Source organism: Rhodoferax sp., from assembly GCF_011391645.1.
GTDB lineage: Bacteria > Pseudomonadota > Gammaproteobacteria > Burkholderiales > Burkholderiaceae_C > Rhodoferax.
The window spans coordinates 1-10,813 of sequence record NZ_JAABQC010000095.1 but is presented as its reverse complement, the minus strand read 5'-3'; the positions used below and the strand labels follow the sequence as shown (position 1 = coordinate 10,813).

General features: G+C 58.4%; 10 protein-coding genes and 1 tRNA gene. 6 read left to right on the top strand and 5 right to left on the bottom strand.

The window, feature by feature from the left end; genetic code table 11:
• Positions 1–484: 484 nt before the first annotated feature.
• From GPS82_RS11410 to GPS82_RS11390, 5 genes are all read right to left on the bottom strand, one after another.
• Positions 485–574: transfer RNA gene (locus tag GPS82_RS11410), tRNA-Ser, on the bottom strand.
• Between the two features lie 127 nt (positions 575–701).
• Positions 702–1,895, bottom strand: a complete 1,194-nt coding sequence (locus tag GPS82_RS11405) for a branched-chain amino acid ABC transporter substrate-binding protein (protein WP_296494713.1) — start codon at positions 1,893–1,895, stop codon at positions 702–704.
• Positions 1,896–2,001: 106 nt separating this feature from the next.
• A complete protein-coding gene (locus GPS82_RS11400; protein WP_296494709.1) occupies positions 2,002–2,316 on the bottom strand; it encodes a hypothetical protein in 315 nt (104 codons plus the stop codon).
• An 8-nt stretch (positions 2,317–2,324) separates the two neighbouring features.
• A complete protein-coding gene (locus tag GPS82_RS11395; protein WP_296494708.1) occupies positions 2,325–2,765 on the bottom strand; it encodes a DNA polymerase III subunit chi in 441 nt (146 codons plus the stop codon).
• Positions 2,765–4,213 (bottom strand): leucyl aminopeptidase, encoded by a 1,449-nt coding sequence (locus GPS82_RS11390; RefSeq protein WP_296494705.1) that lies wholly within the window; start codon positions 4,211–4,213, stop codon positions 2,765–2,767. Before GPS82_RS11390 ends, GPS82_RS11395 begins: the two co-directional genes overlap by 1 nt.
• A 24-nt stretch (positions 4,214–4,237) precedes the next feature.
• On the opposite strand from GPS82_RS11390, the gene lptF reads away from it, so the two are divergent.
• From lptF to GPS82_RS11360, 6 genes are all read left to right on the top strand, one after another.
• Positions 4,238–5,350, top strand: a complete 1,113-nt coding sequence (gene lptF, locus GPS82_RS11385; protein ID WP_296494702.1) for an LPS export ABC transporter permease LptF — start codon at positions 4,238–4,240, stop codon at positions 5,348–5,350.
• Positions 5,347–6,453 carry an LPS export ABC transporter permease LptG gene (gene lptG / locus GPS82_RS11380; protein WP_296494700.1) on the top strand — a complete coding sequence of 369 codons (1,107 nt, stop codon included), beginning with the start codon at positions 5,347–5,349 and terminating at the stop codon, positions 6,451–6,453. Before lptF ends, lptG begins: the two co-directional genes overlap by 4 nt.
• A 45-nt stretch (positions 6,454–6,498) precedes the next feature.
• Positions 6,499–6,867 (top strand): CbiX/SirB N-terminal domain-containing protein, encoded by a 369-nt coding sequence (locus tag GPS82_RS11375; protein ID WP_296494698.1) that lies wholly within the window; start codon positions 6,499–6,501, stop codon positions 6,865–6,867.
• A gap of 14 nt (positions 6,868–6,881) precedes the next feature.
• Positions 6,882–7,835, top strand: a complete 954-nt coding sequence (locus tag GPS82_RS11370; RefSeq protein ID WP_296494695.1) for a CysB family HTH-type transcriptional regulator — start codon at positions 6,882–6,884, stop codon at positions 7,833–7,835.
• Between the two features lie 121 nt (positions 7,836–7,956).
• Positions 7,957–9,102, top strand: a complete 1,146-nt coding sequence (locus GPS82_RS11365) for a pyridoxal phosphate-dependent aminotransferase (RefSeq protein ID WP_296494692.1) — start codon at positions 7,957–7,959, stop codon at positions 9,100–9,102.
• A gap of 134 nt (positions 9,103–9,236) precedes the next feature.
• The coding region (locus GPS82_RS11360) for a PEP/pyruvate-binding domain-containing protein (protein WP_296494689.1) at positions 9,237–10,813 on the top strand (1,577 nt) is incomplete at its 3' end.

Sequence of the window (10,813 nt, the reverse complement as noted above, 5' to 3'; positions counted from 1 at the left end):
CCATCACCATGAGCCAGGCCTCATGGCTGACTGCCGTGTTCCGGTACAGCCCGACCACAATGACCATGGCGCCGGTAGCCGGCAGCTCTGCCGCCTCCACCGGCTGGAACAGTGACAGTTTTGAAGAAATGAGCATCTGGTTCAATGCGTTGATGGCTGATTCGTTCGCGTGAACCACCAGAATTGAACGGTGGTTTGACCCGGCTCTGTCCGGGTTTCTTATTTTTGAGATTGGTGCGTCGTTATGTGTGCTGGCGAACAATGAAGCACAGGATCATGAGCTACATTGCGTCGGGGCTCCTAAGTCCCAAGCTTGTTTTTACCTTCAGCAGCGAGAACGAGATTTAACCCAGCACTAGCCCTGCTGGGTTTTTTTTGCCTGTTCAACTAAAAACTTCGCATTTTTGAATTGGTGGGACATTTGATGGGAATGGAGCCACCAAAAGAAAAAACCCTAAGTAGATCAACTACTTAGGGTTATATCTGGCGGAGCAGGGGGGATTCGAACCCCCGGGGGATTTAACTCCCCGCACGCTTTCCAGGCGTGTGACTTAAACCACTCATCCACCGCTCCAGAGCTGCGCATTCTACCTGCCCGGGCCGATGCTTTCGCCAATGCAGCGCTGCGGCCATAAAAAAAGGGAGCAAACCAGAGTTTGCTCCCTTGCAGGCTGACACTGCGGTGTCAGCGCTGGTTTGGTTTAGCGAATGACGGCCAGGGTTTCCAGTTGGCCAGCGCGAACGGTTTTGAGGGTCAAAGCACCGTTTTTGATGTCACCTTTTTCATCAAAGGAAACCGGGCCAGAAACGCCTTTGAAATCGGCCGTGGTCGCCAGCATGGGCAGGTACTTGGCAGGATCAGCCGAGTCAGCCTTGACCATGGCAGCCACCATGATGTTTACCGCGTCATACACGTAAGGTGCATAAAGCTTCACGTCGGTGTTGAACTTGGCCTGGTACTTGACTTTGAACTCTTCCATGCCAACCTTGGCTTCGCCATCGACACCGCCGGCTTCAGCGCAGTAAACCTGGTTGTCTGCAATGGCGTCGCCACCCAGCTTGAGCAGTTCGGTTGTGCAGATGCCGTCACCGCCCATAAACTTGGGCTTCATGGCCAGACCCTTCATTTGTTTCATCATGGGGCCAGCAACGGCGTCCATGCCGCCAAAGAAAACCACATCGGGCTTCTTGGCCTTGATGGAGGTCAGGATAGCGGTGAAGTCCGTGGCCTTGTCGGTGGTGAATTCCTTGGCAACCACTTTGCCGCCAGCGGCTTCAACGGCCTTGGCAAATTCTTCAGCAACGCCCTGGCCATAGGCAGTACGGTCGTCAATCACGGCAATCGACTTGCCCTTGAGTGTGTCCACTGCATATTTGCCCAATGTGCCACCCAACTGGGTGTCGTCAGCCACCATACGGAAGGTGGTCTTGAAACCTTGACGGGTGTACTTTGGATTGGTTGAAGAAGGAGAAATTTGGGGAATGCCCGCATCGCTGTAGATCTTAGAAGCAGGGATGGTGGTGCCCGAGTTCAGGTGACCCACCACGCCAGCAACCTTGGCATCAACCAGCTTTTGCGCCACAGCCGTGCCCTGCTTGGGATCAGCGGCGTCGTCTTCGGCCAGCAACTCAAAGGTGACCTTTTGGCCGCCCAGCATGACGCCCTTGGCATTGAGTTCGTCAATGGCCATGCGAGCACCGTTTTCGTTGTCTTTACCCAGGTGGGCGATTGCACCGCTGGTGGGGCCAACGTGGCCAATCTTGATCACATTGGAAGCAGGAGCGGGAGCAGGAGCAGCTGCGGGCGCTGCGGCCGGTGCTGCCTCTTCTTTTTTGCCACAAGCCACCAACAATGCTGCGGCAGCGATCAGGGTCAAGGTACTTTGAATGCGCATAAATACTCCAGGTTAAAAAAAATTGTAGAAATAAATTCTAGCCGTGCACGATAGCTTAATTTGAGTGACATCGCCATAGGGAAGTTACTCATTTGGTGCATATATTTCAGAAATCTTCAGGCGCACGGTTGGCTTCGGATCGATTCTGGGGCGTCAAAGCTTCACTGACTGCTTGACGCACCATCGATTCAAGCTCACTTTGCATCCGGGTACTGAAGCCACGCAATTCTTGTGCCAGTGTTGCGCGCAGCCATTGTTCAGATTCCTGTCGCAGCAACAGGTCGGCCATGGGTTGAACCTGTTGCAGGATTGTTGCAACCAGGGCTTCCTCGTCAATGCCCGAGTGTGTTGCGGTCTGGTTGGAAGCAGAGGGGTCGATCACCTCGGTGAGCGTTGGCACAAAGCGGGGTGGTTGGCGCATGGGAACGGTCATGCTTCGGCTTTGGCTTGCAGGGTGTGGCTGGTCAATTTGCATCCCGATGCGGCGTACTGTTTCCAGCGGCTGCGGGCTTGACGCTTGTCGAGCGCATCTTCGCTCACGATTTCAATCAGCCGTGCGAACTGCTCAAAACCAGCGGGCACCGTCGAGCCCAGGTTTAGCAAAATGGTCTGTGTCGCCTGGGGTGGCAGGTCGGAAGTCAGCACGATGGGGGAGTTTTCAAGCACCTGCGCGGGAGCGTCCTGCAAACAGTGGGGCACAAAATCGGTGCTGGAAAACGACCAGAGTTGCTGGTCGAGTTGCCTCAGGGTGTCGCTGTCTGCGGTGACGAGCACCCGCGCGGCGCTGCTGGCTGCCTTGCGCAACAGGCGACAGGCATACAGCAGCCGGTCGGGTGCCTGGGTATGGAATTCAACTTCGGTCACAGGCATCAGGCGGCGCTGGTTTGCAAAGACAACACGTAGTGCAGCAGCAAGCCCACCGGACGACCCGTGGCACCCTTGGCGCTGCCGCTTTTCCAGCCGGTGCCGGCAATGTCCAGGTGGCCCCATGGGTATTTGCTGGTGAAGCGCTGCAAAAATTTGGCCGCAGTGATGGCCCCACCGGGACGTCCCGCAACGTTGGCCACGTCGGCAAAGCTGGTTTTCAGGCCCTCGGCGTAGTCCTCGTCCAGCGGCATCGGCCAGCACAGGTCTTGCGACGACTCACTGGCCTTGGCGAGCGCCGTCGACAAGGTGTCATCGGTGGTGAAAAAACCGCTGCGCACGCCGCCCAGCGCAATCACGCAGGCGCCGGTGAGCGTGGCAATGTCGAGCACGGCCAGCGGCTTGAAGCGCTCGGCATAGGTCAGGGCGTCGCACAGCACCAAGCGGCCCTCGGCGTCGGTGTTGAGGATCTCGATGGTCTGGCCGCTCATGCTGGTGACCACATCGCCCGGCTTTACCGCGCGGCTGCTGGGCATGTTTTCGCACGCAGGAATCAAGCCGATGACATTCACGCGGGGTTGCAATTCGGCCAGCGCCTTGAAGACACCCAGCACGCTGGCAGCACCACACATGTCGTATTTCATCTCATCCATCTCGGCGGCGGGTTTGATGGAAATGCCACCGCTGTCGAAGGTGATGCCCTTGCCCACCAACACCACCGGTGCCTGGGTTTTTGACGCTCCCTTGTAGTGCAACTCAATAAATTTTGGTGGCTCGGCAGAGCCTTTGGCCACGGCCAGAAATGCCCCCATGCCCAGTTTTTCGGCGTCCTTGAGGTTCAGAATATCGCACTTGATGCGGGGAAATTTGGCCAGTGCCTGCGCCGCCTTTGCCAGGTGGCTGGGGGTGGCATGGTTGGCCGGGCGGTTGGCCCATTCTTTGGCCAGTTCAATGCCGCTGATGGCGGCCACGGTCTGGGCGAACGGGGTTGCCAGGTCTGCGCCGTAAGGCACGCCGACTTTGACGTGGGTAAGGGTGCGTGGCTCGCACTTGCTCAAGGTGGTGGCGTAGACATAACTGGCCTCAGCCACCGTGGTCAACGCCACATGCAGCGTTTGGTTGTCGGGGGCTTGGGCAAAACACACGCTGAGCTTCTTGGGCTTGGCGGCTTTGATCAGGGCCATGGCCGCCCGCACGCCCTTGCCGATGTTGCCTGCCTTGGCATCACCCACCTGCACCAGCACCAGACGGGCACAAGCCAGACCGACCGGACGGTAAATATCGAGCAGGCTGGCGGGCTTGTCCGCCAGGTCGCCCGCTTTGAGCGCCTTGCTGATCAGCGCGGACAGCGGATCTCGGCCGGGTTTGAACGTGGCTGCGAGAAGCATCAGCAAAACATCACATTTTTCATCGCCCGCGCTGGCAGTGTCCCAGGTCATCAGTTCAAAGTTCATAATTCAGCCTTTCAAGTTGACGTAATGTTATTCCATTCATCCATACGCAAAGAGCTGTCCCGAAGTTTTGGCGCGACCCTGATCGTGCTGGTCACGGTGGTCATGACCATCGTCCTGATCCGCACACTGGGCTTGGCCTCGCGCGGCAGATTTGATCCTTCAGACGTGTTTTTGGTGATGGGCTATAACGTGCTGGCCTATATGCCCACCCTGTTGACCCTGGGTTTGTTCATTGCCATCATTTCGACCTTGTTGCGCATGTATCAGGACAGCGAGATGGTGATCTGGTTGTCCAGCGGGCAGGGGCTGTTCGCCGTGATCAGGCCGTTGCTGCAATTCGCCTGGCCGGTGTTTGCTGTGGTGGCCGGGCTGGCCCTGGTGATTCTGCCGTGGACCAATTTGCGCATTGAGGAACTCAAGAACCAGTACGAGCAGCGCGGCGATCTGGATCGCATTGCGCCCGGTCAGTTTCAGGAATCTGCCGACGGCAAGCGGGTGTTTTTCATTGAAAAGGACGTGTCGGGGGAACAAAGCGGCGCCAATGTCTTTATTGCCACCGCCGAGAAGGGCAAGGAGACCGTGACCTCGGCGCGCAGTGGCCGCATTGAAACGCTGCCGACGGGGCGCTTTTTGATTCTCAACAATGGTCAGCGGCTGGAGCGCTCGCTGGAGACCGACGAGATCAAAGTCAGTGAGTTTGAGCAATACGGCATCCAGATCGGCAGCGAGGTGCTTGAGGCGATGAATTTTGTGCCGGTCAAGACCCGCACAACGGCCGAACTCATTGACAATCCGACGCCCCAGTATTGGGCTGAATTGTCATGGCGGCTGGGGCTGGTGCTGATCTCGTTTAATTTTGTGATCATTGCCGTGTCAGTCTCCAGTGTGAATCCGCGCGTGGGCCGAAGCGCCAATCTGGTTTTTGCGCTGTTCACTTTCGTCTTCTACTACAACCTGCTCGGGCTGGGGCAAAACATGATCGAGAGCGGCAAATTCAGCTTTGCCCAGTTGATGCTGGGTTTGCATGGCAGTGTGTTTGTGTTGGCGATACTGGTGCTTGCCAAGAGCCATATGAACTTGCAATGGCGCGAGATGCTGGGCTCGTCGCTCTGGCATCGAAAGGCGGTTTCGAAGTGAAAACCATTCGCCGGCTGCTCTATGGTGAGGTGCTCAGGGCGGTGGCTTTTGTCACGCTGGGCTTTTTGTCTCTGCTGTTATTTTTTGACCTCGTCGAAGAAATCCAGGCTGTGGGACGCTACACCGCGACCGGTTACACCCTGGCGCATGCGCTTGGCTATGTGGCCCTGATCATTCCCACTCACCTCTACGAACTCATGCCGATTGCGGTCTTGATTGGCACCATTTTTGTCATGGCGCGGCTGGCGCAGAGTTCCGAGTTCACCATCCTGCGCACCAGCGGGCTCGGCCCGTGGCGTGCGCTCAAGGCGCTGTTGATTCTGGGAATGGGCTTTGTTGTGCTGACCTTTGCCATTGGGGATTATCTGGCACCGGCGGCTGACCGTGCGGCCCAGTTGCTCAAGGCGCGGTACACCGGGCGCATCACACTGGGCCAGACGGGTGCCTGGCTCAAAGAGACGCAGGACTACGGTCAGAGCGCTGTCAACGTGGGTGAACTGGCCTCTGATGGCGAGATGCACGATATCCGGATTTTTGAGTTTGACAACCGGGGTTTTCTGATGTCGATCATGCAGGCCAAGTCTGCCTCGGTCTCTGATGACGAGGCCTGGCTGCTGCAACAGGTCAGTCGCGTAGAGTTTCCGGCCGCAGGCGCCACAACAGCCAGCATTGACCGCACCCAATTGGCCTCACTGCGCTGGCCCAATCAACTCAGCTCCGAAATGGTGGCGGCAGCCCTGCTCAAGCCCGACCGCATGCGCGCCGTTGACTTGTTTCAGTACATCCAGCACTTGCAGAGCAACGCCCAGGCAGCACAGCGCTATGAAATCGAGTTCTGGCGAAAGGTTTTTTACCCCTTGAGTTGTCTGGTCATGGTGGTGCTGGCGTTGCCCTTTGCCTATTTGCATTTCCGTTCCGGAAGCATCACCACCTATGTGTTTGGGGGCGTGCTGGCGGGCATCAGCTTCTTTTTGCTCAACAACGTCTTTGGTTATATTGGCAATTTGCAGAACTGGCAGCCCTGGCTGTCGGCGGCCCTGCCCGGCATGATTTACTCGGTGTTGTCGCTTTCGGCCTTTGGCTGGCTGGTGCTCAGGCGATGATGCCCACCCGTGGACGCTTCCCCAACTACTGAAAGACAGCAACATATGAAGGCAACCATTCTTTTTGGCCATGGCTCGCGCGACCCTGTTTGGCGGGTCCCGATAGACACCGTGGCCCAGCGCATGCTGACCATTGACCCGCAGTGTTGTGTGCGTTGTTCGTTCCTTGAGCTCACGGAGCCTGATCTCGCCACCACCACGGCGGAACTGGTGGCGCTTGGCGTTGACAGCATCACCATCGTGCCCATGTTTCTGGGAGTGGGCCGGCACGCCCGCGAAGACTTGCCGGTGCTGGTCACTGCGCTCCAGCGGGACTACCCGCAGATCAGCTTTCTGTTGCAGCCGTCGGTGGGCGAAGACGCTCGTGTGGTTGAGTTGCTGGCACAGATTGCCATGCCCGCGTCGAAGCCGTAACACTCCGTGACGACATGAATCTGCACCAATTCCGCTTTGTCCAGGAGGCGGTCCGGCGAAATCTCAATTTGACTGAGGCCGCCAAGGCGCTGCACACGTCCCAGCCGGGTGTCTCCAAAGCCATCATCGAGCTCGAAGAGGAACTGGGCATTGAAATTTTTGCCCGCCATGGCAAGCGCCTCAAGCGCGTCACCGAGCCAGGCCGGCAAGTGCTCAAAAGCATTGAGCTCATTCTGCGCGAAGTCACCAATTTGAAGCGCATCGGCGAAGAATTCAGTTCGGAAGACAGCGGCACCCTGTCGATTGCCACCACCCACACCCAGGCGCGTTATGTGCTGCCAGACCCGGTGGCCAAGCTGCGCCTGGCTTACCCCAAGGTCAACGTCAGCCTGCACCAGGGTTCACCCGATCAGGTGGCGCAGATGCTGATCGATGAAGTGGCCGAGATCGGCATTGCAACCGAGTCGCTGGATGGTTATGACGAGCTGGTGACCTTGCCGTGTTACGAGTGGCAGCATGTGCTGGTGTTGCCGCTTGGGCATCCACTGTGCAGCAAAGCCCATTTGACGCTGGAAGACATTGCCCACGAGCCCCTGATTACTTACCACCCGTCCTACACCGGGCGCACCAAAATTGACCATGCCTTTGCCACGCGCAAGCTTGAGCCCCGCATTGCCCTGGAAGCCATCGACTCGGATGTGATCAAGACCTATGTCAAGCTGGGTCTCGGGGTGGGTATAGCCGCCGAAATGTCGGTGCGTGATGTGGTGGAGGGGGGCGCGAACAATGAACTGGTGATCCGGCCGGCGGGCCAGTTGTTTGGTCAGAATGTGGCGCGGGTTGCGTTCAAGCGCGGCGCTTATCTGCGCAATTTTGTCTATCAATTTGCCGAACTGCTCAGCTCCCGGCTCACCCGCAACCTGGTGGCCCGCGCCATGACCGGCCAGGTGAACGATTATGAATTGTGAAACCTTGCGGGACAGACCAAGATTTGCGAGGCAAATTTGCTCTGTCCTCAACAAATTAGAGACCTTGCGGGACAGACCAAGATTTGCGAGGCAAATTTGCTCTGTCCTCAACTAATTAAAAATGATCACTCTCCAATCCAAACTCCCCAACGTCGGCACCACCATTTTCACCGTCATGTCGGCTCTGGCGACCGAGCGAAATGCGGTCAATCTGGGTCAGGGTTTTCCGGACTTTGACTGCGACCCAAAGTTGGTCGATGCCGTGACCCAGGCCATGCAGCAGGGCAAAAACCAGTACCCGCCGATGCCCGGTGTGCCGGTGCTGCGTGAAGCCGTGGCGGCCAAAATTGCCGCGCTTTACCACCGCCAATACAACGCAGCCACCGAGATCACCATCACGGCAGGTGCCACGCAAGCCATCCTGACCATCATTTTGGCCGTCGTGCACCCCGGCGACGAAGTGATCGTGCTGGAGCCCTGCTACGACAGCTATGTGCCCAACATCGAGCTGGCCGGCGGCGTGACGGTGCGCGTGCCCTTGACCCCTGGCAGCTTCCGCCCCGATTTTCAAAAAATTGCGTCCGCCATCACGCCCAGAACGCGGGCCATCATTGTCAACTCGCCGCACAACCCCAGCGGCACGGTCTGGACGTCGGTCGAAATGCGGCAACTGGAGGCTTTGCTGGCGCCCACCAATGTGTTGCTGATCAGCGATGAGGTGTATGAGCATATGGTTTTTGACGGCCATAAACACCAAAGCGCGGCCCTGTTTCCGGGCCTGGCCGAGCGCGCCTTTGTGGTGTCGAGCTTTGGCAAAACCTACCATGTGACCGGCTGGAAAGTCGGTTATGTGGCGGCCCCGGCGGCGTTCACGCAGGAGTTTCGCAAGGTGCACCAGTTCAATGTGTTCACCGTCAACACCCCGGTGCAGCACGGCCTGGCCGCCTACATGGACAACCACGACGCCTACCTGAACCTGCCCGCTTTCTACCAGGAAAAGCGCGACCTGTTTCGCGCCGGGCTGAAAGACAGCCGGTTCAGGCTGTTGCCCTGCGAGGGCACCTATTTTCAGTGTGTGGACACCTCGGCCATCAATGACCTGGGAGAAGCCGACTTTTGCAAATGGTTGACCACCGAGATCGGTGTGGCTGCCATTCCGCTGTCGGCTTTTTATGGTGATGGCTTTGACCAGCAGGTGGTTCGGTTTTGCTTTGGTAAAAAAACAGCCACGTTGAACCAGGCGCTGGAAAAGCTGCAGAGCCTGTAGGCGGGCGACGCCGCCGAAGCGCGGGGCCTGACGCTCCGCCGTGATTCAGGTTCGACATAAAGCTTGAGGTTCGTCAAGGTGGACCCGGCAAGGGATGGGCATCATGTTGTCAGCACTTTGAACAAGGACTGACCATGAAAACTCCTGAAAAATTTGTCTATGTGTTTGGCAGCAGCCGTACCGAAGGCGCTGCTTCCATGAAAAACCTGCTAGGTGGCAAGGGCGCCAATCTGGCCGAGATGTGCCGCCTGGGCATCACGGTGCCCTCGGGTTTCACCATCAGCACCGAAGCCTGCACCGCCTTCACCGAGCAGGGTCGCGAGGCCGTGTTCGAGCTGATCCAGGGCGAGGTGCTGACGGGCGTGAAGTTTCTTGAAGCCGAGATGGGCAAGACCTTTGGCGATGCCAGCGACCCGCTGCTGTTGTCGGTGCGCTCGGGTGCGCGGGCCTCCATGCCCGGCATGATGGACACCATCCTGAACCTGGGCCTGAATGACGAGGCCGTGCTGGGCCTGGCGCGCAAAACCAGCAATGCCCGTTTTGCCTGGGACTCCTACCGACGCTTTGTGCAGATGTATGGCGACGTGGTGATGGGCCTCAAACCCGTTTCCAAGGAAGACCACGACCCGTTCGAAGTCATCATCGACATGGTGAAGGCACAAAAAGGCGTGAAGCTCGACACCGACCTCGACGCCGATGACCTGAAGGAACTGGTGCAGCGTTTCAAGTCGCTGATCCGGGCGCGCATTGGCCGCGACTTCCCCACCGACCCGTGGGAACAGCTTTGGGGCGCGGTCTGGGCGGTGTTTGAAAGCTGGAATAACGAGCGCGCCTGTGTTTACCGCGAGCTCAATGACATTCCCGCCTCCTGGGGCACGGCGGTGAACGTGCAGGTCATGGTGTTTGGCAACCTGGGTGACCACAGCGCCACCGGCGTGGCTTTTTCGCGCGATGCCGGCACTGGCGAGGATTTGTTCAACGGCGAATTTCTGGTCAACGCCCAGGGCGAAGACGTGGTGGCCGGTATCCGCACACCGCAGCAGGTGTCGCTGGTCGGGTCGCGGCGCTGGGCCGATCTGGCGCTGGTCAGCGAAGAAGAGCGCCGCCTGCGCTACCCCTCGCTGGAAGAGCTGATGCCCGACATCTACCAGCAGTTGCTGCATGCCGAGACCACACTGGAAAACCATTTCAGGGACATGCAGGACATTGAGTTCACCATTCAGGAGGGCAAGCTCTGGATGCTGCAAACCCGCAATGGCAAGCGCACCGGTGCCGCCATGGTACGCATTGCCGTGGAGATGCTGCAGCAAGGCATGATCGACGAGAAAGTCGCGCTGCAACGGGTCGCGCCCGAGCGGCTCAATGAGCTTCTTCACCCCATTTTTGACCTAAAAGCGCTCAAGGCGGCAACGCCGATTGCACGCGGCTTGCCAGCCTCGCCCGGCGCCGCCACCGGTCAGATTGTTTTTCATGCCGATGAAGCCGAAACCTGGGCCAAGGCCGGCAAGGACGTGATTCTGGTGCGCCAGGAAACTTCACCGGAAGACCTGCGCGGCATGAGTGTGGCCAAGGGCATTTTGACGGCGCGTGGTGGCATGACCTCGCACGCCGCGGTGGTGGCGCGGGGCATGGGCAAGTGCTGTGTCTCGGGCGCGGGCGCGGTGCATGTGGACATGAAGGCGCGCACCATGACCCTTGGGGACACGGTTTA

Coding starts and splice junctions, on each gene's coding strand:
- lptF (WP_296494702.1), top strand. CDS start 4,238: ATGTTATTCCATTCATCCATACGCAAAGAGCTGTCCCGAAGTTTTGGC.
- GPS82_RS11375 (WP_296494698.1), top strand. CDS start 6,499: ATGAAGGCAACCATTCTTTTTGGCCATGGCTCGCGCGACCCTGTTTGG.
- GPS82_RS11395 (WP_296494708.1), bottom strand. CDS start 2,765: ATGCCTGTGACCGAAGTTGAATTCCATACCCAGGCACCCGACCGGCTG.
- GPS82_RS11390 (WP_296494705.1), bottom strand. CDS start 4,213: ATGAACTTTGAACTGATGACCTGGGACACTGCCAGCGCGGGCGATGAA.
- GPS82_RS11400 (WP_296494709.1), bottom strand. CDS start 2,316: ATGCGCCAACCACCCCGCTTTGTGCCAACGCTCACCGAGGTGATCGAC.
- GPS82_RS11405 (WP_296494713.1), bottom strand. CDS start 1,895: ATGCGCATTCAAAGTACCTTGACCCTGATCGCTGCCGCAGCATTGTTG.
- GPS82_RS11370 (WP_296494695.1), top strand. CDS start 6,882: ATGAATCTGCACCAATTCCGCTTTGTCCAGGAGGCGGTCCGGCGAAAT.
- GPS82_RS11365 (WP_296494692.1), top strand. CDS start 7,957: ATGATCACTCTCCAATCCAAACTCCCCAACGTCGGCACCACCATTTTC.